The following is a 26,263-nucleotide window of genomic DNA, read 5'->3' on the forward strand; positions in this document are numbered from 1 at the left end:
CACTACTCCTTCAAAACTGCTTCGATATAAATCGTTGGATCCATCAATGTATCAGTTGCTGTTGAAATATAAGGATATAGGAATTCAATACCTAGTCCAAACAACGCTGATATTGCGACTAAGATAGCTGATGGGATAAGCATGCTTTTTATACCGATAGGAGAGCCTTTATATTCTTGTGGCTTACCCCAAACACCATGGATGAAAATTTTCATAATGGAGTATAGGACAAGAAGACTGGACATTAAAACAATGCCTGCTCCCCAATAATCCTTCGCTTGGAAAGCCCCTTGAACAATTAATAGCTTGCCAATAAATCCACTTAATGGAGGAATTCCCCCAAGGCTAAGTGCCGCAATAAAAAATGCCCATCCTACGTAAGGGTACTTATGAATCAGACCAGAAAATTCTCTTAAGTTGTACGTTCCAGCTATCTTTGCCATGATGCCAATCAAGAGGAAGAGAGCCGCTTTTATGATCATGTCATGAAGTAAATAAAAAACGGAACCCATAACCGCAGCTTCATTCAACAGTGAAATTCCGTATGCAATGACGCCAACAGCAATGACAATGTTGTAAATCACGATTTTTTTAAGATCCCAGTATGCAACAGCGCCAATCACTCCAATGATGATGGTGACAAGGGATAACACTCCAAGGAATTGGTGGGTAAAACCAGAATCATGATAAAAAATTAATGTATACGTCCTGAAAATCGAATAGATACCTACTTTTGTCAGTAATGCACCGAAAAGGGCTAAGACTGGGGTAGGTGCAGCTGCATAAGATCCAGGTAGCCAATAGAATAAAGGGAAAATAGCCCCTTTTAGTCCAAACACTATTAAGAAAAGAATAGCAATCACTGTCAACTGACCGGGTTGTCCAACTTCAGCCACTCTTTTTGAAATGTCCGCCATATTTAAAGTTCCTACAATGGAATACAACATAGCAACGGCAATAACAAAAAGGGCTGAGGAAATGACATTAACTAAAATGTACTTCAGTGACTCTCGTAGCTGAATTTTTGTTCCACCTAACACTAATAACACGTAGGAAGACATAAGCATAACTTCAAAAAATACAAAAAGGTTAAAAACGTCTCCTGTAAGAAATGCTCCATTCACTCCGACTATCAAGAAATTGAAAAAGGAATAATAATAAAATTTCTCACGTTCGATCCCTATACTAGTAAATGAATAAAGAAGTACACAGAGCGCAATAATATTTGTCGTTAAAACAAGCAACGCAGCAAGCATATCAGCTACAAGAGTAATTCCAAATGGAGCTTTCCAATTGCTGACGTCAAGTGTCAAAATACCATTCGTGTACACTTGAGAAACGAGATATGTGGAAAGAAGCACACCGATTACGAATGAAATGACAGATAGTGTTCTTTGTATACGAATAGATTTTGAGAAGAAAATCAAGATGATTCCTGTTAATAAGGGCAATAAAACGGGCAAAAACACAAGATTATTCATTAGCTTCCGTACCTCTCAACATATCCATATTATCCGTCCCCAGCTCCTGATAGGCCCTGTATGCCAATACCAAGAAAAAGGAGGTCACCCCAAAGCTGATGACAATCGCTGTCAAGATTAGAGCTTGTGGAAGCGGATCAACATAGTTTTTAGCATGTTCCCCTAAAAGTGGGACAGCTCCACGTTTTAGACCACCCATTGTTAAGATGAGTAGATGTGCACCGTGACTTAATAGCCCTGTTCCAATAATGATCCGGAGTATACTTTTTGAAAGCATGAGATACGTTGCACAAGTAAATAATATTCCAACTACAATAGCCATTAATATTTCCATTATTCATCGTCCTCCCCAATCGTTTGAATAATGGTCATCGTTACGCCAATAACCACAAGGTATACACCTAAATCAAATAATGCAGCTGTGTGAAGGGATGTTTTCCCTAGAAGTGGCAGGTGGAAATAGTTATAAGCATGGGTAAGGAAAGGGGCACCAAAGAACAGTCCCCCTGTACCCGTCAGTACAGCGATTAGTAATCCGATGGCTACCACAATCCGATAATTAATCGGCAGGATGTGTGCCACCGTTTTTAAATCATAGGCTAACAATAAAAGTACGATAGCAGCGGATGTCATAAGTCCACCGATAAAGCCTCCACCAGGATAATAATGTCCTGCAAAAAATATCTGAACAGAGAAAAGGATAATGACGAAAAAAGTGATTTTCGTTACGGTCTGTAAAATAATGTCGTTAGTTCTCATCCGTTTTCCTTCCCCCTCGTTAGACGTAGTTTAATCATGGCATAAATTCCTAGTGCAGCTATAGCTAAAACAGTAATTTCAAACAGGGTATCTAAGCCACGAAAATCCACAAGGATTACGTTGACCATATTTTCCCCACCAGCTTCTTTATATGTTGCTTTTATATAGTATTGAGAAATACTTTCAAACAACTTAGTACTGTGAGAAGAAAGGGCGATCAAAGTAACAATTGCCCCAACCCCTATAGAAATTATTGCATTATTCAATCTAAATGTAAGTCTTTCTTCTTTCTTTAACTTCTTTGGTAGATGGTAGAAGCATAGTAGGAACAAAGCTACTGAGACGGTTTCAACAACCAGCTGTGTTAAAGCAAGATCAGGTGCCCTAAATAATACAAAAAATAGGGATACGGTATAACCAACCGAACCTAGTAGGATGATAGAGGTCAATCGTGATTTGACGAAAAGGATTGAAACGGAAGCAACCGCAATCACGATCGCTAATATAACCTCATAGATTCCAATTGGTGCCGTATTATCTAGGCTGAAATTGAATCCATCTTTTGTATACAAAGTTGCACCTAATGAAAAAATGAAAAACAGGAAGATGTACACTAAATAGTTTCTAATGAATCCTGTCATAAAAATCTTAGTCATTCTAATTGAAAATTTCTCCAAACCTACAAGCATGGAATCATATAAGAAGTTTAGAGACAGTCTTTCTGGAAAAATTTTATAAATAGCATTCCATTTTGAAAGAGTTTTGAACAAAATGGCTCCCACTACAATGACACCTAATGTCATTCGCAGTTCTGGTGACCAACCATGCCAGAAGGAAATATGGACATGGTTATCAGGGCCGAAAATACTCGGGATAATAGCTGTAACGGCAGGCTCGATAATCGTCGGGGCAAGCAAATTAGGGAAGAACCCGAAAATGATGACAAGGGAAGCAAGGATGACTGGTGAAATCAGCATTCCAATCGGTGCTTCATGTGGCTTCTTCTCTAATTTTTCTAGTTGTGGTTTACCCATGAAGGTCTTAAAAATAATGACCATACTATATACAAAGGTGAAAACGGATGCTACCCATGCAATGACTGGGAAAAGAATTCCCCATGTATCGAGATTAAAAATATCAAGCTCCAATACTCTTACCATGCCAGTAAAGAACATTTCCTTACTTAAAAACCCGTTGAATGGTGGAAGACCTGCCATAGATAAAGCCCCAATAACAGCAAGAGTGAACGTTATAGGCATGAAGTGCATAAGCCCGCCTAATCTACGAATGTCTCTTGTTCCCGTCTCATGGTCCACAATACCAACAACCATGAAAAGACTTCCTTTGAATGTTGCGTGATTGATTAAATGGAAAATGGCAGCTACTGTGGCAGCCATGTACAAATTCTCTTCTAAATGATCATAGTGCAATGCGGCTGCACCGATTCCTAACAGAGACATTATTAATCCTAGTTGGCTTATAGTTGAATAGGCGAGGATTCCTTTAAGATCGGTTTGCTTAACTGCAGAGAATGAACCCCAGAATAATGTCACAATTCCGAAGCCTGCGACTAGCCATAACCAAATACCTGAATCTGCAAAAACAGGACTCATTCTTGCCACTAAATAAATCCCTGCTTTGACCATCGTAGCAGAGTGTAAGTAAGCACTTACCGGTGTTGGTGCCTCCATAGCATCAGGTAACCAAATATGAAATGGAAACTGTGCCGATTTTGTAAAGGCTCCAAGTAAAATGAGCAATAATGCAGGGATGAATAAAGAGTGGTTAAATAGCTCTTGCGATTGTGAGATTAATTCCCGAATGCTGAATGTATTTCCCATGATGTAAAGGAGGATGATACCTCCTAACATGCTTAATCCACCAAATACTGTAATTAACATCGATTTTTGGGCACCATATCGAGATCTTTCTCGATGGGACCAATAACCAATCAAAAGGAAGGAAGAAAAGCTTGTAAATTCCCAAAATGTATACAAGACAATTAAGTTATCGGATAAAACGACTCCTAACATGGCTCCCATAAATAAAAGTAAGTATACATAGAAATGATTTAGTTTTTCTTTGTCCTTCGCTAAGTAATAAATCGAATAAAGAACGACAAGTGCGCCTATACCGGTAATTAATAATGCAAACAATAATGAAAGTCCGTCCACATAGACATCGAACCTGATGCCTAAGGATGGAATCCAATCGTAGGATTGAATCGTTTGTTTTCCATTTCTGGTAATAGGAATGAATCTTAAAAAGAACACAAATAGTAGCACAGGTAGTAATAGAACGAACCATCCAGTATGTATAGAACGAAATTGTTTATAAAATATCGGTATGAAAATGGCCAATAAAAATGGTGCTAAGATGGCCAAGTGTATCCAAGACATATGTACCCCCCTCTAGCAAATTCGCTTTCAACAAAGATAATGGCAATTGGGATCTCTACAATTTGTCCACCTTAGGAAACAAACCCATAGAGTTTAATTTTATTAATGATCTACCATTTGAACATAGCTAGTTATGGCTATAGTATGGAAAATGAAATTACCTGCCATTCAGTGATAAAAAGCCTATTTAAAAAAATTATAACCTAAAACAATAGGGCTTGCATTTCGGAAAGCCTTATATTGTAAGCTTTCTACCCTAATTAATAAATAGGAAGAAACAAGTATATTTCCCCCTAAAAAAATTTTTTTATTCATCAATTTTGAATAGTACTTGTCTAATTTTGTCACACTATGAGTAGGAGGCGAAAGGCATGTACAAAAAACAGGCAATAATTTCGGTGAGCATCTTTGGGGGATTATTTTTATCAGCCTTAGTAGCGAATCATTCTTTGGAACGAAACATTGTAAAAGTGAGTTCCAAAGCATTGACTACTCAAATTGTCCTTCCGCAAGGGGATGGAGTTTTAGGGGCATTTGATGAAAATATTATTATTGTCAAAACAAGACACTATATGCATTTTCCACCTAAACAATCATTGTCAGTCGAACCAGAAACAATCGGGAATTAAAAAACCACCGTCAGTTTTGACGGTGGTCCGCATGTATAATATTAAACGTCTCTGTTGAATTTTGATTGTCGTTGATGGATAGAAAAGGTAGATTCCTTATGAGAAGCTTCCTTACGAATCAGGATCACTACTGGTATAAATAAAGCTAGGAATAACATAACCATAAATTTTATCAATGAGGCTGTTTGCATTTCCTTTCCCATATCCTCTAGGTACTTATTAAAGAATTCTTTTACTTCATTATTCCCTAATACGTTTCCAGGAAGAAGAAATTCATCACGTTTTTTGTCATAGTAGAGGAAATCTTTTTTTGTGAAGTAAAAAATGGAATCTCTAACTTGTTCAAACTCGACAAAGGCAATAACTAAATCACTTTTGTATTCTTCAATTCTTTCTTCGTCTTCCTCAGTAAGGGGATCATCAACTCTTAGAATTTTTGTGACTGTTCCATCATTTACTTCTTTCAATGCGATTGTATTCATTGAATTATCATGATAATAGTGGATTGTTTCCTCAAGGTATTTTTCCATCGTTGAAGAATATTTCGTACTAGCTGACATATCAGAGATATTAAAACCAAAACTGAACACCAATATGAATGAATAGTATATTAGCCATTTTTTCATTTGTTTCACCTCAATTTATAGGTATCAAACTATTTAACAAAGACTGCATATTGTCTATCTCTGGATGATATACGGTTAATTGATATGAGAAATTTTTATAGTACCAAGAAAGCTCTATCTGGTTTTCAGACTCTATATTGTAATAAACTGGTGAAGCATTAAACACAAATTGCACAGCTTGTTTTTTGTTTTCCTCTTGTACTTTTCCTTTAGCCACGACGAGTTCATATCTTTTTTTCAGGTCTTTTGAATACACAGCTAAAAATGAATCATTCCTGTCATTTAAATGAAGGCTGTATAAAATTAAATCATCTTTTATAGGAAGAGTATAAGCCCCCTTAAAATCCTGATTGAATCTATTGTTATCTGTAAAAATTCTCCAGTTCTCCTTCTGAAAACGACCATGAACCTCATTTTTTTCGTGATCGATAGAATCTAATGGTTTCATAATCTTCTTATGTCCTGGAATAGGCACATTTGCTTTAACAGTGTGTAAAAAGAATGTATTAGCCGAGAAAATAGGGTTTTTTTGGAATTTCGTTACTCTCGTCGCTGTTCGTATATCCCCTGTACGTTTGATTTCCTTAACGATCATCCAAGATTTTTTATCAATCCAAATTGAGATATCATCTAAATTTGCTGATCCTTTTTTGGGAAGTGCGTCGATACGGTAGGTATGGAAAGCACCAAATCGATCTTCTTCGATTAAGGTAAGTTCATATTGATCTCTAAGGTTTTCTAAATATTGTATGGTTTGTTCTTTTAAGAAAAATGCACTTTCTAATTCTTGAGGTGTTAATATTTGATATTGAATTAGCTGTTTGTTATGTCTCCAGTGAACAGATTGGTTATCATCTGTAATGACAATCTCTTGTTCCCCGTTTGAACGAAGGATATCTTTTCGTTCTTTTCTATTGATTGAATCTCTCCACCAGCGGATGTCTTCTTGACTGATAAGCGCCCCGTTTTTAAATACAGAAATCTCTTTTTCTAAATAAAATGTGGGGTAGGACAAAGATTTTTTCTGATCAATAATAGAAAACAGCATAGACTCATCAGATTGAGGTCCTTTAGAGCATCCAGATAAAAGATAACAAGTAACAATTAGAACACCGAGTATAGGTCGCATCATCACTTTACCTCCTTCGTTAGAGGTAAATAGCAGATTACAGTAGATCCATAGCCTTCTGTTGATAAAAAGGATATAGCTCCTCCGTGTTTTTCAATGATTGATTTTACGATCGGAAGTCCAAGTCCGCTTCCAACAGATGATCGATTAGTGCGGGAAGAATCTCTTTGGTATAAAGGCTCAAACAGCTTTTCGATTTCGTCGAAAGGAACAAAATCTCCTTCGTTTTGAACAATTAATAAGACCTTCTTATCATCTAAATCAATAAGGTTGTGGTGTGGCCAAAAGATCCATTCTGGAAGGGGTAAATGGGTTGATAGTGCACCTATCCATACTTTTCCATTAGGAGTTACATGATTAAATGCATTGGAAACTAGGTTATTCACAACTCGAATTAATTGATTTGGGTGAACATAGACCTCTTCCGACACTGTAACGGTAGTTGTAACCTGTATATTTTGCTCAATTGCTAAGTCCTCAAAGCCTGAGAGGAGCATATCGAAAAATTCTTCTGCATCGACATTAATCTTAGGTAATTCATACTCTGCACCTTGTAAAATCGTAAAGATGCTCAAATCATCAATAAGACTATGGATATAATCGGATTTTTCTAAGATTGTTGTTCTAAAGTTTTCCCATTCCATTTGCTTTTCTATGGTAAGTTGTTCTGCAGATGCCCGAATTGAAGTTAAAGGAGTTTTTATGTCATGCGCAATAGAGGCTGCAATATACTCTTTTTGTTTTTGTTGTTCGAGCAAAGCAGCTTGTTGGGTGAAGATTTCTTCTTGCATGGAGCTGAAGCCTAGGAACAATTCGCCAATCTCGTCTTTTCTTCCTCGGTGAGATCGTCTTGGGACAGACTTACCTTTCGCAAAGGAGTCCATATCTAAAAGTAACTCTCGAATAGGATGTAGCCACTTCTTTTTGAGAAATAGGTAACTTAAAACGTACAAGAGTAGAAAGGTAATAATAAAGAGTGTAATCGCAACATTTTTGCGAAATTCGACTCCAGAAATCCACTCATCTCTTGGGAAAATGACTGTATAAAAGCCGATTGTTTCTTTTTCGACGATGACTGGCTTTTTGAATTGAAAAGATTGGTAACCTGCTTTAAGCTCATATAAATCTTGGAATAATTCCTTACTCGAAATTTTCGAACCAGGTGAATGTGGTGCTGAAAAGAGGGGAAAGCCTGACGAATCATACAAAGCAAATCTAACACCAGTTCGAGATAAATCCTCTAACCTTTTTAACTCATTTATTCTCTGCCTTTTTGAATCTTCCCAACCATATAAGATCGGATTGTCTAAAACACTTTCATAGTAAGAAAGTTTAGATTGGACTGAGAGATAGTCGGCAATATCTTTTTTCTTGTCCCATAATTGAAGCATAGAGACTAACATAATGAAAATAAGTACCGGAATACACATAATGAGAAAGTAAGAAATCATTAGCCATGTTTTCATTTTCATTTTTTGGGTACTCCAACAAAACGATATCCCTGACCCCAAAGCGTTTGGATAAATAATGGATTTTTTAAGGGATCCTTTAATTTGTCACGCAAGCTCTTAATATGGACAGTTACGGTATTATTTCCAGATACCTCCTGTTGTTGCCAAATGTGCTCATAAAGCTCTTTCTTCGTAAAAGCATGTTGAGGGTTTTGACAAAATAGTAGAAGTAAAGAAAATTCTTTTGATGTTAAGGAGATTGAATTACTATTAAGAATTACTTCTTTTTTTTCAGGGTATATTGTTAAGCCACCATCATATTCAAGCATATCCTCATGATGGATCTCCTCTTGATATCTACCATATCTTCTTAGCTGTGATTCCACTCTAGCTCCAAGCTCCCGAAGGCTAAATGGTTTGGTCATATAGTCGTCAGCTCCAATTTTTAACCCCCTAACCTTGTCATCTTCTTCATGTCGAGCACTAAGTATTAACATAGGGATTTGACTGGACCACCGAATGTTTTGGCATAGAGTAAATCCATCCATACCAGGTAACATTAAATCGATGATAGCCATATCATACTTCCCACTCTTAAAATCCTCCCATCCTTCATTACCAGTAGAGGCCCAGGTGACCTGATAATCTCTTTCTCTTAAAAACTTTACAAGTATTGTGGCAATCTCTTTGTCGTCTTCAACTACCAAAATAGAATGTTGTACCATATTGATCCCCTCATCATCATTGTATGTATAAAAAATCACCTAACATGAAATTTAATAATTTCTTTATTTTTTCTTTTTTAGTAAAAAATGTATTTACTATTAGCTTTATTGTAAGGGAAGATGGAGGTGGAAAAAATAAATTTGTTCTTTAGCGTAAGGTTTAGCATAATGAGAAGGTGAAAATAGTTTGGAAATTGGAGATTGGCAATGAAAAATACATATTTGATAGGGTATTTTCCCTTGATTTCAATTATTCTTTTCTCGTTATCTTTCGCGATTTATGGCGAAATGGAAGCCCTTATACTATTGAAAAGCATCGGAGTATACGATGGGATGCGTGAGTTCTTTTCTGTAACGGGTATAAAATTATCTTTGTTACTAGCAGCCTTTATTTGTTTCTTTATGCTATTCGCTGCCTTAAAACTCATTTCAGATACGATTCTTGAATTTTCGTTATTGTTCTTTTCCAAGGACTCTGAGGGAGAAAGTCTGAAGAGCGTACGTAAAGTCTCATCGATTTACGTTATTGGAGGGATATTGTCCTTATTGATGGTGAAATCCATTTTGTTGATTATAGCTATCTTTATCATTACAACGATTGTGGCTTTTGTGTATTTCGTGAATATCATTAGTCCTACGTTATCTAATGCTGGGTTAATTGGATTAATTTTCTTTCATACTATGATTTGGTCCATACTACTTTTAACAGTGTTTTTGTCATTAATGAAGCTATATAACAGTTTGATTGCAAGCTTACCAGTTTAGGAGGATGAACAAGGAGCTGCTAACGCTGTATCCTTCTTGGCGATATAAAGTTTCTACAGGAAAAGACAATGCACCTGCAAAATCGTTGTATGAAAAAAATGGCTTTCGTTGGTTGAAAGACTTAGAAGTTGCACCAGGTTTTTTCTTAAGTTTATTTGAAAAATAAATAGTGAACGGGGAGACTTTGTTTTGTCTCCCTGTTCACTATTGAGCTGCTTGCATGATTTTTTTCCAGGCTATTAAATGAGGGGATGATTGAGAAAATGCTTCTATGCTCGCAGGTTGGTCCTTGCCAATCCACACTCCTGTCGTATACATGGCATCCATTCCAATGAACCATAAATCTTTCACATCGTTGGTTGTCCCTGTTTTCCCACCTATATAAGAACTTGGGAAATAGGCTTTTTGTGCGGTCCCCTCTTGGACCACACTTTGAAATAGTTTCCTCATTTTATCTACAGTAGAATCCTTCCATACTCTAACGGGTTTGTCTTTCCATTGATAAAGGATATTACCCTGTTGATCTGTTACACTACGGATTGTCCTCACAGGAGCATAAGTACCATCCTGAAAAGATGTATAGGCAGAGGTTAATTGAATTGGGCTCATACCATAAGTAAATCCACCAACAGCTGCGGCCAATCCATGATCCTGGTTAGAAACCTTTGTGAAATGGAATGGCTCTAAATATGAAAAGCCTTTTTGAACCCCTATTTTGTTCAGTAGCCTCACAGCCGGTGTATTAATGGATTTGGCGAATGCTTTTTCCAATGTGACATGATGGTAAATTGCTCTCCCATAGTTATTCGGACAATAGCCTTTTTCACAAAAGTTACTAGCGTCGATGCTTTCATTAAGTGAAGCATCTGTTTGATCTATATAAGGAGCATAGACCAGCAACGGTTTGATGGCAGATCCAGGTTGTCTAAAGCTTTGAAAACCGCGATGAAAAGAATATTTTTTATAATACTTTCCCCCAGTCAAAGAGACAAGCTCGCGCGTATGATGTTGTATAACTACAGCAACACCTTGTACACCAGTAGCAGAAAGTTCATTTTCCATAGACCTTTTTGCTTGGAGCTGTAATTCAGTATCCAGTGCCGTGTTTATTATTACCCCAGACTCTAGCAAATCTTTTACTTTTCGTTCGACAATGTCTTGGTTCTTTTTGAGTAGGACAGTGTCTGGTTCCAAAAGGGATAAGCCTTCCTGTTGTGCGACTAATTCACGAAGCTCTTCTTCCACATAAGTGACGTAATCAGGATATAGATCTATCCGGTGATCTATTCGAATTAAAATTTTTTCTTGGATCAGTTCCTTAAATTGTGATGGATTGAGTTTACCAGCAGTGACCATTTGTTCAAGAAGTCGTTCCTGTCGCTCCTTAGTCGCTTCAAAGTGCTTAATAGGATTATATAAATTCGGATTGTTAGGTATTGCAGCAATGAAAGCCATTTCTGCTTCGGACAACTTAGAAACCGATTTATTAAAATACTTCTGGGAAGCAGCTTCAATTCCATATGCACCATTCTGGAAATAGATTGCATTGAGATAAAGCTCTAGTATTTCTTCTTTTGAAAGATTTCTTTCCAACTGGTAGGAGTACAGTAGTTCAGATAGCTTACGATTATAAGTTTTTTCATGGTTTAAAAATAGATTCCTTGCAAGTTGTTGTGTGATGGTACTACCACCTTGTTCTAGCTCTTGGCTTTGAGAGTTCACAAGAATAGCTCGCGTAATGGCGAGTGCGTCGACTCCCTTATGTTCATAAAAATGCTGATCCTCAGTAATAATGAACAATTGTTTCATGAATGAAGGAATCTTCTCTAGGGGTAAGTAGACCCGGTTCTGTTCATTATAGATTTCGGAAATAATGCTACCATCCGAAGAAGTAACCACACTGTTTACCGGAAGAGAAGCATGGTTAATTACAATGTTTTTATCTAAGAATTTTTGTAAAGGTTGATATGTATTCAATTCGTCGTATGTCAATATGGTCAAAAGAGCGAAAAAAGGGACGAGTAGTAAAGTAAGCAAATATCCAAAGAAGGTACGCATGTTGTTCATCTTCCTGTCTGTTGCAGTCCTTGTTGTTAGACAAGCATAGATTGATTATGTAAAACTGCAAATAAAGTTGTTTTCTAGAAAATAGTATAAAGCACAAATCTCTTAAAAAGGGGAAACCCTTAAAAAAAATTAATCTAGTTTGACTCTGCTATTCGTTGAATCTGCTATAATTTTTCAATAAGGAAATATTAGTAGATTAAGAGTCATTGAAATATATGAATAAAGGGGGAATGTAAAATGGAAAAAGAACAAAAATATTTATTCATTGATTTTGAGTTTACTATGCCTGAGGGAAAACCGAAGCCAGAGGGATTTTTTCCGGAAATTATTGAAGTAGGTGCGATACTTGTGAAGGGAGAAGAGGTTTTACATGAATTCTCTGCATTCGTAAAACCAAAAAAGTTCCCTATTCTGTCAGAACGATGTAAAAACTTTCTTAAAATCAGTCAAGACCGTGTTGACCAAGGTATCTTATTTGAAGAGCTAGTGAATATGCTTGTGGATTTAGAAATGGATCAACCAAGTGTGGTTGTCACTTGGGGAAATATGGATATGAAAGTCCTACGTAACAATTGTCAAAATGCTGGAGTGGAATTCCCGTTTAAAGGAAAGTTTGTAGACCTTTCTATGGAATACAAAAGATTTTTTGGTGATCAAAATCAGACGGGCCTATGGAAAGCGGTACAGGAGTACGGCAAAGAAGGAGTAGGTAAACATCATCGAGCACTAGACGACGCTATGACGACTTACAATATTTTTAAACTCGTAGAAAAGGACAAGAAGTATATGGAGAACCATCAGCCAACTACAATTGGTGATCGAATTGATTTATCTAAGGTTATGAATAAATTTGCATTATAAAAAGCCAAATCCTCTAAAGTGATTTGGCTTTTTATATTTGGCTCTTTTCTTATAGATTATTGTTTTTAGACTAGATAATTCGTCCGTTGATTTACGCTCCAGGCACTTGCTTTCCGCGGGGAGGGTGGGAGCATCCTCGGCGTACCGCCTGTGGGGTCTCCCACTTCCCTCTGTATCCCGCTGGAGTCAAGTGCCCTCCTCTCCAATCAACTCCGTTAGTAATAGTAAACTACACTAAAAAAGCAACAAACTTTACAAAAACAGCCTACTTAAAATAATCCTTTTCCAGGTCCTCAAGCAGCTCCAGGCTTTTAAGACTCCAAGGACTGTTTTCTTCCCGTAGGTTATCTTTCATTTTGTCGATTGCTTCTTGCAAAGAAGCCTTATAATCTGGTACATCACCTTCGTAAGGCCTTACCATATTTAAAGGAACATTTGTCTGTTCCCTGAATGCAAGCGCACGACGTTGATGGAACATCCCTACCTCTGTTTGCTTTGGATTATGTAAATCTCCTTGCATTGGGTGTTTTTCCACCGCCAACACTTTTACTAAATAAGAGGATGGTCTAAAATCTGTGATCTCACCTATATATTTTCCCGTTTTGTAAATAGCTGTGACTGTTTCACCTATCTTAAAGATTCCTTCATCCATGATGACACCTTCTCTCGTAATTTTGTTTACATCATACATATGGAACTGAATGGATTACAAGAGTTCTCTCTTCATAATTGAAATTTTGTGTACTCTAGTGATTTTTGAATGGAAATCATGTAAAGTTTTTGGTGGAGGTAGATACTATGAAAAAATCGTTATTAATGCTTTTTCTTTCCATTATGTTTGTCTTAACGGCATGTGGAACGAGTAAGGATGAAGCAAAGAAGGAAGAGAAGCCAGCTGTTTCAGAAGAAAACAAAGAAGAATCTACTCAAGGTGATGCAGTAGAAACTCCGGGAGATTACCCACAATTTAAAGATATCCAAGCTGACGAAAAGGTCGCAGTAATGGAAACATCCATGGGTGATATTAAAATCAAGCTTTTCCCTAAAATGGCTCCAAAAGCTGTGGAAAATTTCGTCACACATGCAGAAAAGGGATACTATGAAGGAGTTACCTTCCACCGTGTCATCAAGGATTTCATGGTACAGGGTGGTGACCCACAAGGAACAGGTATGGGAGGAGAAAGCATTTGGGGAGCACCATTCGAAGACGAATTCTCCATGCAACTTTTCAATTTCCGAGGCGCACTTTCCATGGCGAATTCAGGACCTGGAACAAATGGAAGCCAATTTTTTATTGTTCAAGCAAGTAAGATTGATGAAGGTCTACAAGATCAAATGTTAAAAGCAGGCTTTCCTGAAGAAGTAGTTGAATTATATGCAAAGCATGGTGGAACACCGTGGCTTGATCAAAAGCATACCGTTTTTGGACAAGTGGTAGAGGGAATGGATGTTGTTGACTCTATGGCAAATGTTAAAACCGCAGAAGGAGACAAACCTGTAGAGGATATTATCATTAAAAAGATTAAAATTGTACAATAAGTTTATTGAACAATCGTATTCTTTATTAGAGGAGGAACTCGAGCATATTGGAGTCCTCCTCATTTTTTATGGAAAGCATAAATTGTCACCAAAAAAGTACGTCGAAGCAGTGAACAATTTTAGGAATAAAGTTTTAGTAAAACAGGCTTTCGCCAGTGCCGTTCTAGTTGCACTAATGGTTTGATATAGCGTTAATCCTTTACTTATTTTGACTCTTTTGGGCTTTTAATGATTTTTTTCAAGTCCATTTTCTCCAGCGAATTCTACATCTACCTTTGGTAAGGCGTTTTTATTATTCTTAAATACGTTATTTTTATTTTTAGCCATTTTTTCACCACCCATGTTGTTAGGCTGTATATTTCTTCAAGGATGCGAATTACTTATATGATTGGCATCCACGTTTTTAGTTTGCATTCTTTTTTTGTAGGCTATGCTAAATATTGATTAATGATCTTAGGAGAAGGATAAAAGTCCATTGATCTTTATAGAAAAAAAGATATAAAAAATTGATATACTAAATGCTCCCAGTATTAGTGGATAACTTTTTCCTGTTATTACGGATTGGTGTTAGAACGGAAAAGTGTTAAGATAATCTATGGTTGACCGCTGAACAATTATTAAGAATTGGGAAACCATGGTAGTATAGAGCTTAACATGAAAGGATGAACAGCGTATGCTAGTCGTCGAAGCTATTTTAGGGTTATTTCTTTATTTTCCAGAAGATAAAAGTGAATATATTCCAGCAGGAATCACATCATTCATTTTTTTAGTAGCTGCCGTAATTACAATGCGATTTATTATTAACGTATCGAAAAAAGAGGCAAAGAAGGCGAAAGAGCTAGAAGATGAGATTCTTGGGAAGAAAGCTAAAAGCGCTTCTGAAAATCAATAACTGCTGATCATGAATACCCGTGAAAGGGTATTTTTTTTTATTTTACAGACAAAATATAGACAAAATGTCTTTGGGGTGGAAAAGTTGAAAAAGCATTGGATGATTGCAAGCTCACTACTATTACTATCAGGTTGTACTCAACAAAATCAAAATCCCACAAAGTTAGATGTAGAAATGCATAATGAAGTTGGCGATACCCTTGGGACAATTAAGCTAGCTGAAAAGTCAAAGGGTATCGAGTTGGATATTAATTTAGAAGGATTGGAACCAGGAGAACATGCCATTCACATTCATGAAAAGCCTATGTGTGAAGCTCCTGAATTCAAGTCTGCAGGTAATCATTTTGACCCGGACAAGAAGAAACATGGTTTATTGCATCCAGAGGGGGCTCATGCTGGGGATTTGCCTAACTTGATTGTTGAGGGCGATGGGAGTGTGAAAGTAAAAATTGCTGCTCCTACAGTCACTCTTCGACAAGGTAAGAAAAACTCTCTACTCGAAAAAGAAGGTACTTCCATTGTCATTACTAGTAAGAAGGACGATGGAATGACTCAACCAGCTGGAGATTCTGGAAAAAGGATTGCCTGTGGCGTAATTAGTAAAAAGAAAAAATAGGTGAGAAAGGGTGTCCTAAAGGTGAATGGTATCATCCTTTAGGACACCCTAATTAAATTTTATCGTAAAGTGTCTAGACTATTACAAAATACCTAAGAAAGTGCTTTCTTCATTCGATTAAGTCCGTCTAATAAAACATCATGAGTGCATCCTATATTCATCCTCATCCATCCTTCGCCACCTGGGCCGTATTTACTTCCTGGTTCCAAGGCGATTTTTCCTTTTTGAAGTAGAACTCTTTGTAGCTCTTTATCTATAAGCCCTATATCCCTGCAATCAAGCCATAATAAATACGAAGCTTGAGGGGACATGGGTTTGATCAATGGTAGTTCCTTTTGGAAAAATTGAATGCTTGTATTTAAATTGTTCTCAACGTATTTTAACAATTCAGTAAGCCAGGGACTTCCATGCGTATAAGCAGCTGCTAAAGCTTCTAAAGCAAAGATATTCAAGCCATGAAAACCTTGAGCAGATTGAGTATCCTTGATTTTCTTTTTAAACTCAGGATTTTGGACAATGATGACCGACGATTGAAGACCAGCAATATTAAAGGTTTTACTTGGAGCCATGCATGTAATAATCAGATCGCTGAATCGTTCATCAAGAGAAGCTACTGGATAATGTTTTTGACCAGAGAGGGTAAGGTCACAATGAATTTCGTCAGACAATAGAATTACCTCATATTGTATGCATAGTTCGGCGAGTCGCTTTAACTCATCCTTAGTCCAAATCCTTCCTCCAGGGTTGTGTGGACTACATAATAAAAACATCTTAACGCCATTACGCATTTTAGCTTCCACATCTTCAAACGATATGCGAAATTGACCATTTTCAATATAAAGAGGACTATTAACTAATTCTCGTTTATTTTTATGAACTAAATCAAAGAAAGGGGTGTAAACTGGAGATTGAACCATGATACGGTCGCCAGGTTTTGTGAAGGCTTGGATGCATGTGCTAAGTGACGAAACCACTCCTGCACTAAAACAAATAGAATCTCGATTAATATTCCAATCATATTTATCTTTCATCCAATGAATAAGAGCGTTGTATGCAAACGAAGTCGGTGCGGTATATCCGTAAATAGGATGTTTTGTGCGTTCAATCAATGCGTCTGTAACTGCTTGTGGAGCGGCAAAATCCATATCGGCAATCCACATTGGGAGTACATCATCTACACCAAAAAATTCCTTTGTCATATCCCATTTGATGGACCCTGTGTTTATACGATTGAGGTTCTGTTCAAAAAGATTCTGAATCATTATTAACACCACCCAATTAGTTTGGAAGAAAAGTAAGTTATACAGTATGTAGTTTTTCTTTATGATACTATATGGAGGATGATTATATCATTCATTATCAGATAAATGAGGAGAAAAATTTTATGGCCGAAGATTTATATTCTCAAGTTCAGAAACTATTAGAACAATGGGATCCATTTGAAGTCGGTTCCCATGGGTATGAAACAGAAATAGCTGAATGTATGCAAGCTATTTATGAGGTTGATTCAGCTGAGGAATTGGCTACCAAAATCATAAATATATATGAATTCTCATTCGGAGAAGAGATAAAGAAGGAAGAGGCAAATAGAATTGCTACAGAAATACTTATACTCAAAGAGCAATCAAGTTGTTCATAAAACAGGAGGCTCGTACATCATGTATAATGGGTTCTCTTTTGGTGTGCAAAATGTAAAAAATCAACACAAATAGCATGCTAAATCGTATATGATTTAGCATGCTATTTTTTATTGGACTAACAACATTTATGGTATTTTAACCTGAGAATTAACACTGTAATTAGCATACCAATTAGCAAAGTGAGAATAAACATTCTCATGCTGTTAGTTTATATGCTAAAACGGTTGTTAATACTTTGATAAAATTGATAGGAAACTCGGCTATATTTATTCTTCCTTAATTAAGTAACCAGCGAAGTAAAATAAGCGGAGATTTTCCGGTTAAATTCAGAATGGAGCTCGTTTCGGGCTAAATAAGGGGAGGTTTTCCGGTTATACCAAGCAAAATCCCCTATTTTCATGTTTTTCGAGTCAATAGGCGGAATCTCTCCGTCTAATTAAGCTATTTTCAATGCTATTTCCTAATTAAGCGGAATTTTTCCGTCTATTTATCTGATCGGGTAGGACGGAGAATACTCGGAGGCAAAAAAGCATGATGATTAAATTGCTAATCACCATGCTTTTTACTACGTTATTTGTACTGTTATTTATGATTTTGCACCTCAAAAGAGAACCCGTTAACATCATGTACCGGCCTCCTTATTAATATATACCCATTCTTGCATAAGTAGGGAAGAAGAACAAAAAATTTTACCGATCCAATCCTTCTCTCATCTTATTGAGCGAGTAAAAATTGTTTTAGGTGATTTGCGACTTCTTCTGGTTTTTCTTCTGGAACGAGATGCCCTGCCTCTTTTAATATGACAAGCTTGGAGTTCGGGATATCTTTATGCAGTTGTTTGCCAGTTCGAAGTGGTACGACCCTATCATGCTCTCCCCATATAAGTAAGCATGGTGTTGAAATAGTTTTAAGCATTTCTTGAGATAAGTCTCCCTCTCGGTCTCGAATCATCCTTGTTAGAGCTCTAAAAATGTCATCCTCTAAGAAGGGTTGTAAATATCCAAATAACATTTCGTCGTCAATCAATGCTTGATTGTGTACGACATTTTGTAGATTTTTCCGAACGCCCGAGCGAGCTAACCAAAGCTTGACGTATAAATGAAAATATGGGATGAAGCTTGAATAGATAAGGCGACGGTTTGCCCTCTTTAAATAACCTGAACTACATAACAATACTCCATTTTTCACACGTTCTGGCTCCAGTTTCATCATATTCAATGAAATTTGTCCTCCCATGGAATGTCCCACAACTGAAAACTGTCCGATATTCAAATTAGCAGTTAACTGCAAAACGGTTTTTGCTAGGTTTTCATAAGAGTACGTATAAGATATATCCTTTCCACTTTTTCCGAACGGAGGTAAATCGACAGTCAAGATGGAATACTCCTTTACTAGAAGAGGTATCAGCTTACGATAGCTAAAAGAAGATGATAAAAAGCCGTGTAGCATGACCAGTGTATGGGAAGAGGCAGGATTAGAATATAACTCGTAATATACATTATTCCCATTTACTGTTAACGCCTGTGAGACCATTTGAGTCATATTTCTTCACCTCGTGACTAAAAATATATAGGTATTTTACCCAACTTCTATAAAAATAAAAGTTTTTATCGCTTTCTGTAAAATAAATTAAAGGAAAATTCTAAATACACCACTATATTAATAAAACTTTTTTGTTATAATGATTTCAGTTTTAAGTTATTAAAGGGGGATTAACATGCATCTAGACGACAAAGAAATTGAAATTCTGAAAATAATTGAAGAAAATGGCAGAATTGATTCGAATGATTTAGCCAAAATGGTGAATCTCCCAGTTGAAGAACTTGAAAAAACATTAATGAAACTTGAAAAACAAAAAATTATAGTGAGGTATATGACCATTATTAATTGGTCAAAAGTGGCTGAGCATGAGGGTGTTACCGCAATGATCGAGGTTAAGGTAACTCCAAAGCGTGGAGTAGGTTTTGATGAAATCGCTAAACGGATTTATCGTTTTAATGAAGTCCAGTCCGTGTATCTAATGTCAGGTGTATATGATTTATCTGTAATCATTCAAGGAAAGTCATTGAATGAAGTTGCCAGATTTGTATCAGAGAAATTATCTACGCTAGATTCAGTGATCTCAACAACCACTCACTTTATCCTCAAAAAATATAAACATGATGGAATCATTTTTGAACAGAGTGATGAGGATAAAAGAATTGTGGTGTCTCCATGATTAAGACAAATTTTCTATCAAAAACGGTTAGAGAGTTAAAACCTTCTGGCATCCGAAGATTTTTTGATTTAGCTGCAAATATGGAGGGTGTTATTTCTTTAGGGGTAGGAGAACCGGATTTCATCACTCCTTGGAATGTTCGAGAAGCAGCTATTTTATCTCTTGAAGAAGGCTATACATCTTATACAGCGAATGCTGGATTACTAGAGCTGCGGAAAGCTATTGTGAAATATGTGAAAGATTCCTTTCAAGTAGAATATCAACCAGAAACAGAAGTCATCTTGACAGTTGGAGCAAGCCAAGCAATCGACCTTGCTTTTCGTGCAATACTGAATCCTGGTGATGAAGTAATTGTCGTGGAGCCTAGCTTTGTTTCTTATTCTCCTTTAGTGACGTTAGCTGGTGGGGTCCCAGTCACCATTCAAACTAAAAAGGAAAATAGCTTTAAATTGATGCCAGATGAGTTAGAGGCAGCGATAACGTCTAAAACGAAGGCACTTTTAATTTGTTCTCCCAATAATCCAACTGGAACTCAATTGAACCGTGAAGAGCTCGTTCGTCTTGCCCAAATCGTTGAAAAGCATGATTTAATAGTTCTATCTGATGAAATTTATGCTGAACTAGCTTATGATGATCCGTTTGCAAGTTTCGCATCGATTGAGGGTATGTGGGAAAGAACCATCCTAATCAATGGCTTTTCAAAAGGATTCGCGATGACAGGCTGGAGATTAGGATTTGTATGTGCACCTCGATATATTTCGGAATCCATGTTGAAGATTCACCAGTATACGATGATGTGTGCATCCACAATGGCTCAGCATGCTGCACTAGAGGCATTAAAGCATGGTATGAACGATGTGGAATCGATGAGAAACAGCTATCGAGCAAGACGGAACTACATAGTCAAATCTTTTAATGAAATGGGATTAGAATGCCACATTCCTGGAGGAGCTTTTTATGCTTTTCCATCCATTGAGTCTACAGGGCTGACTTCAGAACAGTTTGCAGAAGGATTGTTAATGGAAGAAAAGGTAGCGGTGGTGCCTGGAAATGTATTTGGAGAAAGTGGCGAGGGGCATATTAGATGTTCATACGCATCCTCCATTGAAAATTTGCAAGAGGCCGTTAAAAGAATCGAACGCTTTATTACCAATTTACATTCATAATCTTTACAATGTTTTCAATTTATTCTTCCTAAAGTATAAAAAAACGGACAAAGGTTGACCTTTGTCCGTCAAAAAGGGGGGAATACTTCAGAAAACAAGAAGTGCCTTTTGGGCAAATGATGTTTCCTGTACTAATGCTAAGATTAGTAGGAAAGCTATGTTCCCATTATCTCCATTTGAAAAAAATTTATACATCAAATAAGGGTGACTCGAAAAGTTCTTTACTAAACAACTTTAAGAGCACTCTTTTTTAGTTTCAAATAAATGTAATTCTTTTGAAACAAATATGAGCTGACTGCCGTTATATAGGCAAATTTATACTACTTCTAACTAGGTAAGGAGGGGAGACATTTGGAAGAAGAACTGATCAGTCGAGCTAAACGTGGAGATAAGACAGCTATGACCGAATTGATTCGTCATTATGGTCCTATTGTAGAAAAATTTGCCTATCAAATGGGGAATTCAAGAAATGATATTGAGGATATTACCCAAGAGGTATTTATAAAAGTATTTCGTTTTATTAATCAATTTTCACAAGCGAAATTTACCACCTGGCTCTATAAAATCACATTAAATGTCACAAAGGATTATTACAGAAAAAAACAAAGTCAAACTAGAAGACTATTTTTTTTCCAAAGACAAAGAATGGAAATTAGTGAACCGGGTGCTGAAGAGGGTGTACTACAAAGTGAGGACGATCGGTATTTGCATCAATGCATACAACAATTAGATGAAAAATACCGTATTCCCATCATACTGTATTACTTTCATGATTGTAGATATGAAGAGATTGCAGAAATTTTAAATTCTAACCTATCAACTATTAAAACACGAATCTTACGAGGAAAAGAACAGCTAAAGAAGAGAATGGAACAGGATAAAAGAAAGGAGGGCGGACAGGATGGAAGATAATCAATTGGAAAAAAGATTAGAACAGCTCAATAAAGCCTATAAGTCTATTCCTTCGAAAACAGATTACGACCGATTGGCGAAAGTTGTAATCAAGGAAACGAAACCAGTAAAGAAATGGTCCTTTCCTTATGTGGCAAGCTTAATTGGTGTAGGAATCATAGCCGGAATTTTACTGATGGGAATACTCCATAATAGCAAGGGAAATAACCTTCAATCGGAAAAACCAAAAGAAACAGTTGTTCCACCTAGTAAAGAAGAAAAACTGAACGAAGAAATTAAGAGTTATGAGGAGTTAGAAAGCTATTTTGATAAAAAAGTTGCTGATACTTCCAAAAGACTTGGTTATAAAGACTTTAAAGAAAGCGATATGGTAAATGAAATACGGGAAAAAATAAACAATCTAATAACTCAAGAGGATTTAAAAACGGAGGAAGCGGTACTTGAGTCTATTCAAACAACTAAAGAAGAAGTGGATTTCTATTTAACTGCCCCTTCCTACTATCTTGAAAAATTATCAGCCTCTACGTTGGCATATGAAGAACAAGAAGTTCTATTTTATGAATATATGCGACAGATGAATCAACTTAAGCCTATCCTACAAATGGAACTAGCAGAAATTTTCTTAAATGAAGATTCATCGGATATTGTAGAGGTAGTAGCCAAGATGAATGAGGGAATCTACCATGGAAGTGATGAAGCTGCAATATTTGTGAAGGCGATGAGAGAAAATGGTTATTCATTTACAACAATAGAAGGTTTATTAGAGCTAAACATCGATTACGCCTCTATATACGACAGAATGGGTGATCAAGCAAATACAGAAATTTCTCAGTATCTTACTTTGAAAATAGATCGACCTCAATTAAGTGATGGAGCATTTTCAGGTAGATGGCATGAAATAGGGGACTATTTATTGCAAAGCGAAAAAGTAATTCTGAATATGAATGATGGAGTTTGGAAAGAAAACTTGAAACAAGATTTTCGATTATTTTTTGGAATCTATTTATTAGGTTTGCCGAATGACCCTGTGTTTGATTGGAATGGAAAAATAAATGAGGATATTAAAAAGGCGTGGGAAGACATGGAGAATCATGCTACATTCCAAACAGCAAAATCCATCTTGCAATTCGTTGAACAATTAAAGGGAAATGGATGGGAAAAGCCAGAAAAATTCGAGGCAAGTGAAGTGCCTTACCCTGCATTTTCTCTTTCGGATGGAGTACCAAATAATCAAAATCCAGACATCATAGAGGAGCCCATTTTACCTCTATCTGCTAATCTTCTATCGAAATACGATGGATTTAAGGCAACTGGTAATGAAGAAATCTTGAATGGATTATCAGCATTTGATGTTATGAGACTGTATTTTCATGCCGAAAATGAGAAGGATTTCGGTACGCAATATGATTTATTAAACAAACCAGCTGATTTTTTATCGAAGGAAAAATATCATGAAGATAGTACCAACCCTTTATACAATGGCCCGTCTGCTATAGATGGATATCGTCATGCAAAGGAATACAGGATTGATGGGGAAATGATTGGCATTGAATTGTTCTACAATAATGGACAACAAAGTAAAGTATTCCAGATGGATCAAGTGAACGGAGTCTGGAAAGTACAAATCATGCCTTTCCAGTAGAGAAATATCTCAGCGGCAAGTGTGAATAGAAAAAGCAAACGATAATTTTTGAAAGTGAAGAGTAAATGAACGGTTAAATGGATAAGGGGGGTAATGTGAAGGATATCCTAAAATGGTGCTTGTAGATTTTTTATAAGAAAAGGGATATTTGGATAAATTAGAGGGAATCTACAATAAACAATGCTGATTTTTGAATAGATCTTGATGTTTTTTTGATATACTCTATATTTTGTGCTATAATATATAATTGTGTGAAAAGAGACGAAATTACATTATATTTAGGAGTGTTTGCATGTCAGAAAAGATCCAAGTAGGTTCAGTTTTAACAGGTAAAGTTACAGGAATTCAGCCATACGGAGCGTTTGTTGCACTTGATGAAAAAACTCAAGGTTTAGTTCACATTTCAGAAGTTACTCACGGTTTTGTGAAAGACATCAATGACCACTTAAAAGTGGGCGACGATGTAAATGTTAAAGTTCTTTCAATCGATGAAGCGGCAGGCAAAATTGGTCTTTCTATCCGTGCTACGGAAGAAGCTCCAGAGCGTCCAGCAGCTCAACCTAAAAAGCCAGCTGCTAAGAAACGTCCAGCAGCACCTAAGCAAATGACTTCTTATACAGAGTCAACTGAAGGCTTCAATACGTTAAAAGATAAACTTCAAGAGTGGATTGACCAATCTCAACGCGAAGAAGTTAAAAAATAATAATAAATGTAAGACGGATCGGCAAACGCTGATCCGTTTTTTTTATGGTTATTATTTTCACATTCAGTAATGAAGGTTTTGTCGACTAATGCCTAAGTTGTTAGTCGCTTTAGTGATATTGAAATCAAAGCGCTAAAGAACTCTGTACTCTAACCTGAACCCAACATAGATCTCATTTTTTTTCTGGATATTTTATCTTGACACCTCATTTAGATGAATCCAAGTTAATAATAACAGTGCTGGAAGGGGGTGCAATAATATTTTGCTTTTTTGCACCTCGAACCCCTTTTGGGGGCAAAAATATTTTGCGTTAAATATCGGATTTGTTAAGAAGAAGTAGTAAATACTAATCATTTGAAGGCTAGTTAGGACAGGATGTACAACCAAGTTTTCTGTTTTAGTGTTTCTGGCTTTTCTTTGGCACATATCTTGCATATAAAAAATATTAGAAAAATTAATCTTCATGAAATTAGGAGGTTTCAGACATGGTACTGCCATACAAACATGAACCATTTACAAATTTTAAAGATGAAGAAAATAAAGCTGCATATCTAGAAGGTTTGAAATTAGTCGGGTCTTATCTTGGCCAGGATTACCCATTGGTAATTGGCGGAGAGAAAATCACAACTGAAGATAAAATTGTTTCTTACAACCCTGCAAATAAAGAAGAAGTAATCGGTCGCGTTTCGAAAGCAAGTCGTGATTTAGCTGAACAAGCGATGAAAGTGGCGGATGAGACGTTCAAAACGTGGAAAAAAGTAAAGCCAGAATCTCGCGCTGATATCCTGTTCCGTGCTGCTGCAATCATTCGTCGCCGTAAGCATGAATTCTCTGCGTTATTAACGAAAGAAGCAGGTAAGCCTTGGAATGAAGCGGATGCAGATACAGCTGAAGCTATCGATTTCTTAGAGTTCTATGCTCGTCAAATGTTGAAATTAAAAGACGGAGTTCCTGTAGAAAGCCGTCCTGGGGAATACAACCAATACAACTACGTTCCACTAGGTGTAGGTATCATTATCTCTCCTTGGAACTTCCCATTTGCAATCATGGCTGGTACGGCGGTAGCGGCGATTGTAACTGGTAACACAGTTCTATTAAAACCAGCTTCTACTACGCCAATCGTTGCGGCTAAGTTCGTAGAAGTAATGGAAGAAGCAGGTCTTCCTGCAGGCGTATTAAACTTCGTTCCTGGTAACGGTGCTGAAGTTGGGGACTACCTAGTCGATCACCCACGTACTCGTTTCATTTCCTTCACAGGATCTCGTGATGTGGGAATCCGTATTTTCGAGCGTGCTTCTAAAGTGAACGAAGGCCAAATCTGGTTGAAACGTGTTATCGCTGAAATGGGTGGTAAGGATACTATCGTAGTAGACAGCGACGCAGACCTAGAATTAGCGGCACAATCCATCGTGAAATCTGCATTCGGTTTCTCTGGACAAAAATGTTCCGCATGTTCTCGTGCAGTTATCGTTGAAGATGTGTACGACCAAGTATTGGCTCGTGCAGTTGAATTAACGAAGGAATTACAAGTAGGTGACCCAGTAGATACAAGTAACTTCATGGGTCCAGTGATTGATAACAATTCATTCAAGAAAATCATGGATTACATTGAAATCGGGAAGCAAGAAGGTAAATTCATGGCAGGTGGAGAAGGAGACAACTCGAAAGGTTTCTTCGTTCAACCTACAATCATTGCGGACCTAGACCCGAAAGCACGTTTAATGCAAGAAGAAATCTTCGGACCGGTCGTAGGTTTCTCCAAAGCGAAGGATTTCGACCATGCGCTTGAAATTGCGAACAACACAGAATACGGTTTGACAGGTGCAGTTATTACTAACAACCGTGCACACATCGAAAAAGCACGTGAAGAGTTCCATGTTGGAAACCTATACTTCAATCGTGGATGTACAGGAGCGATTGTTGGATACCAACCATTCGGTGGATTCAACATGTCAGGTACAGACTCAAAAGCGGGCGGACCAGACTACCTAGTACAACACATGCAAGGTAAAACAACTTCAGAAATGTTTTAAATAGAGAGGGG

Annotated in this window: 26 protein-coding genes; 14 read left to right on the top strand and 12 right to left on the bottom strand. The window is 36.9% G+C overall.

Annotated features, from left to right (window positions below; genetic code table 11):
* Nucleotides 1–2: 2 nt before the first annotated feature.
* From DBX25_RS10215 to DBX25_RS10230, 4 genes are read right to left on the bottom strand one after another with little or no spacing between them, the layout of a single operon-like run.
* On the bottom strand, nucleotides 3–1,481 hold the full coding sequence (locus DBX25_RS10215) for a Na+/H+ antiporter subunit D (protein ID WP_108670690.1): 1,479 nt from the start codon (nucleotides 1,479–1,481) through the stop codon (nucleotides 3–5).
* Complete coding sequence (locus DBX25_RS10220; RefSeq protein ID WP_108670691.1) at nucleotides 1,474–1,815, bottom strand: Na(+)/H(+) antiporter subunit C; 342 nt, start codon at nucleotides 1,813–1,815, stop codon at nucleotides 1,474–1,476. The genes DBX25_RS10215 and DBX25_RS10220 overlap by 8 nt, the downstream gene beginning before the upstream one ends.
* The gene (locus DBX25_RS10225) at nucleotides 1,815–2,240 is read right to left on the bottom strand and encodes a Na(+)/H(+) antiporter subunit B (RefSeq protein WP_108670692.1); all 426 of its coding nucleotides are present in this window, start codon (nucleotides 2,238–2,240) and stop codon (nucleotides 1,815–1,817) included. Before DBX25_RS10225 ends, DBX25_RS10220 begins: the two co-directional genes overlap by 1 nt.
* Nucleotides 2,237–4,639, bottom strand: a complete 2,403-nt coding sequence (locus DBX25_RS10230) for a Na+/H+ antiporter subunit A (RefSeq protein ID WP_108670693.1) — start codon at nucleotides 4,637–4,639, stop codon at nucleotides 2,237–2,239. Before DBX25_RS10230 ends, DBX25_RS10225 begins: the two co-directional genes overlap by 4 nt.
* Nucleotides 4,640–5,010: 371 nt before the next feature.
* Between DBX25_RS10230 and DBX25_RS10235 the strand changes: the two genes are divergently transcribed.
* A complete protein-coding gene (locus DBX25_RS10235) occupies nucleotides 5,011–5,268 on the top strand; it encodes a hypothetical protein (RefSeq protein WP_108670694.1) in 258 nt (85 codons plus the stop codon).
* Between the two features lie 41 nt (nucleotides 5,269–5,309).
* On the opposite strand, the gene DBX25_RS10240 is transcribed toward DBX25_RS10235, so the two are convergent.
* Genes DBX25_RS10240 through DBX25_RS10255 form a run of 4 tightly spaced genes read right to left on the bottom strand, consistent with a single transcriptional unit; the run spans nucleotide 5,310 to nucleotide 9,199 of the window.
* Nucleotides 5,310–5,894: a hypothetical protein gene (locus DBX25_RS10240; protein ID WP_108670695.1), complete on the bottom strand. Its 585-nt coding sequence runs from the start codon at nucleotides 5,892–5,894 to the stop codon at nucleotides 5,310–5,312.
* A gap of 10 nt (nucleotides 5,895–5,904) precedes the next feature.
* Complete coding sequence (locus DBX25_RS10245; RefSeq protein WP_108670696.1) at nucleotides 5,905–7,026, bottom strand: LolA family protein; 1,122 nt, start codon at nucleotides 7,024–7,026, stop codon at nucleotides 5,905–5,907.
* The gene (locus DBX25_RS10250; protein WP_108670697.1) at nucleotides 7,026–8,495 is read right to left on the bottom strand and encodes a sensor histidine kinase; all 1,470 of its coding nucleotides are present in this window, start codon (nucleotides 8,493–8,495) and stop codon (nucleotides 7,026–7,028) included. The genes DBX25_RS10245 and DBX25_RS10250 overlap by 1 nt, the downstream gene beginning before the upstream one ends.
* Nucleotides 8,492–9,199, bottom strand: a complete 708-nt coding sequence (locus DBX25_RS10255) for a response regulator transcription factor (protein WP_108670698.1) — start codon at nucleotides 9,197–9,199, stop codon at nucleotides 8,492–8,494. Before DBX25_RS10255 ends, DBX25_RS10250 begins: the two co-directional genes overlap by 4 nt.
* 207 nt (nucleotides 9,200–9,406) lie before the next feature.
* On the opposite strand from DBX25_RS10255, the gene DBX25_RS10260 reads away from it, so the two are divergent.
* On the top strand, nucleotides 9,407–9,964 hold the full coding sequence (locus DBX25_RS10260; protein WP_108670699.1) for a DUF5366 family protein: 558 nt from the start codon (nucleotides 9,407–9,409) through the stop codon (nucleotides 9,962–9,964).
* 4 nt (nucleotides 9,965–9,968) lie between these two features.
* Nucleotides 9,969–10,130: an N-acetyltransferase gene (locus tag DBX25_RS20595; RefSeq protein WP_157950938.1), complete on the top strand. Its 162-nt coding sequence runs from the start codon at nucleotides 9,969–9,971 to the stop codon at nucleotides 10,128–10,130.
* A 38-nt stretch (nucleotides 10,131–10,168) separates the two neighbouring features.
* On the opposite strand, the gene DBX25_RS10265 is transcribed toward DBX25_RS20595, so the two are convergent.
* Nucleotides 10,169–12,022 (bottom strand): transglycosylase domain-containing protein, encoded by a 1,854-nt coding sequence (locus DBX25_RS10265; protein WP_108670700.1) that lies wholly within the window; start codon nucleotides 12,020–12,022, stop codon nucleotides 10,169–10,171.
* 246 nt (nucleotides 12,023–12,268) lie between these two features.
* Between DBX25_RS10265 and kapD the strand changes: the two genes are divergently transcribed.
* Nucleotides 12,269–12,892: a 3'-5' exonuclease KapD gene (kapD, locus tag DBX25_RS10270; RefSeq protein ID WP_108670701.1), complete on the top strand. Its 624-nt coding sequence runs from the start codon at nucleotides 12,269–12,271 to the stop codon at nucleotides 12,890–12,892.
* A 265-nt stretch (nucleotides 12,893–13,157) separates the two neighbouring features.
* Here kapD and kapB read toward each other — a convergent pair whose 3' ends face one another.
* Nucleotides 13,158–13,544 (bottom strand): kinase-associated lipoprotein KapB, encoded by a 387-nt coding sequence (gene kapB / locus DBX25_RS10275; RefSeq protein WP_108670702.1) that lies wholly within the window; start codon nucleotides 13,542–13,544, stop codon nucleotides 13,158–13,160.
* A 146-nt stretch (nucleotides 13,545–13,690) separates the two neighbouring features.
* Between kapB and DBX25_RS10280 the strand changes: the two genes are divergently transcribed.
* From DBX25_RS10280 to DBX25_RS10295, 3 genes are all read left to right on the top strand, one after another.
* Nucleotides 13,691–14,431 carry a peptidylprolyl isomerase gene (locus DBX25_RS10280; protein ID WP_108670703.1) on the top strand — a complete coding sequence of 247 codons (741 nt, stop codon included), beginning with the start codon at nucleotides 13,691–13,693 and terminating at the stop codon, nucleotides 14,429–14,431.
* Between the two features lie 673 nt (nucleotides 14,432–15,104).
* Nucleotides 15,105–15,323, top strand: coding sequence for a hypothetical protein (locus tag DBX25_RS10290; protein ID WP_108670705.1), 219 nt, complete (start codon nucleotides 15,105–15,107; stop codon nucleotides 15,321–15,323).
* Nucleotides 15,324–15,422: 99 nt separating this feature from the next.
* A complete protein-coding gene (locus DBX25_RS10295) occupies nucleotides 15,423–15,938 on the top strand; it encodes a superoxide dismutase family protein (RefSeq protein WP_108670768.1) in 516 nt (171 codons plus the stop codon).
* 92 nt (nucleotides 15,939–16,030) lie between these two features.
* On the opposite strand, the gene DBX25_RS10300 is transcribed toward DBX25_RS10295, so the two are convergent.
* Nucleotides 16,031–17,200, bottom strand: coding sequence for a MalY/PatB family protein (locus DBX25_RS10300; RefSeq protein ID WP_108670706.1), 1,170 nt, complete (start codon nucleotides 17,198–17,200; stop codon nucleotides 16,031–16,033).
* A 122-nt stretch (nucleotides 17,201–17,322) separates the two neighbouring features.
* Here DBX25_RS10300 and DBX25_RS10305 point away from each other — a divergent pair, with 122 nt between their 5' ends.
* Entirely contained in the window at nucleotides 17,323–17,577 is a 255-nt protein-coding gene (locus tag DBX25_RS10305) for a DUF1871 family protein (RefSeq protein ID WP_157950939.1), read from the top strand.
* Between the two features lie 715 nt (nucleotides 17,578–18,292).
* Here the strand turns inward: DBX25_RS10305 and DBX25_RS10310 are convergent.
* Nucleotides 18,293–19,120, bottom strand: coding sequence for an alpha/beta fold hydrolase (locus DBX25_RS10310; RefSeq protein ID WP_108670708.1), 828 nt, complete (start codon nucleotides 19,118–19,120; stop codon nucleotides 18,293–18,295).
* A gap of 175 nt (nucleotides 19,121–19,295) precedes the next feature.
* Here DBX25_RS10310 and DBX25_RS10315 point away from each other — a divergent pair, with 175 nt between their 5' ends.
* The 6 genes from DBX25_RS10315 to pruA all read left to right on the top strand — a co-directional run bounded on the left by DBX25_RS10315 (nucleotide 19,296) and on the right by pruA (nucleotide 26,252).
* The gene (locus DBX25_RS10315) at nucleotides 19,296–19,796 is read left to right on the top strand and encodes an Lrp/AsnC family transcriptional regulator (RefSeq protein WP_108670709.1); all 501 of its coding nucleotides are present in this window, start codon (nucleotides 19,296–19,298) and stop codon (nucleotides 19,794–19,796) included.
* Nucleotides 19,793–20,962: an aminotransferase gene (locus DBX25_RS10320; protein WP_108670710.1), complete on the top strand. Its 1,170-nt coding sequence runs from the start codon at nucleotides 19,793–19,795 to the stop codon at nucleotides 20,960–20,962. The genes DBX25_RS10315 and DBX25_RS10320 overlap by 4 nt, the downstream gene beginning before the upstream one ends.
* A gap of 351 nt (nucleotides 20,963–21,313) precedes the next feature.
* On the top strand, nucleotides 21,314–21,874 hold the full coding sequence (locus DBX25_RS10325) for an RNA polymerase sigma factor (protein ID WP_108670711.1): 561 nt from the start codon (nucleotides 21,314–21,316) through the stop codon (nucleotides 21,872–21,874).
* The gene (locus DBX25_RS10330) at nucleotides 21,864–23,516 is read left to right on the top strand and encodes a hypothetical protein (protein WP_108670712.1); all 1,653 of its coding nucleotides are present in this window, start codon (nucleotides 21,864–21,866) and stop codon (nucleotides 23,514–23,516) included. The genes DBX25_RS10325 and DBX25_RS10330 overlap by 11 nt, the downstream gene beginning before the upstream one ends.
* Before the next feature lie 292 nt (nucleotides 23,517–23,808).
* On the top strand, nucleotides 23,809–24,219 hold the full coding sequence (gene yugI, locus DBX25_RS10335; RefSeq protein ID WP_108670713.1) for a S1 domain-containing post-transcriptional regulator GSP13: 411 nt from the start codon (nucleotides 23,809–23,811) through the stop codon (nucleotides 24,217–24,219).
* A gap of 485 nt (nucleotides 24,220–24,704) precedes the next feature.
* Entirely contained in the window at nucleotides 24,705–26,252 is a 1,548-nt protein-coding gene (gene pruA, locus DBX25_RS10340; RefSeq protein WP_108670714.1) for an L-glutamate gamma-semialdehyde dehydrogenase, read from the top strand.
* The last annotated feature ends 11 nt before the right edge of the window (nucleotides 26,253–26,263 follow it).

Origin of the sequence: Peribacillus acanthi, from assembly GCF_003073175.1 — a bacterium.
Taxonomy (GTDB): domain Bacteria; phylum Bacillota; class Bacilli; order Bacillales; family DSM-1321; genus Bacillus_BN; species Bacillus_BN acanthi.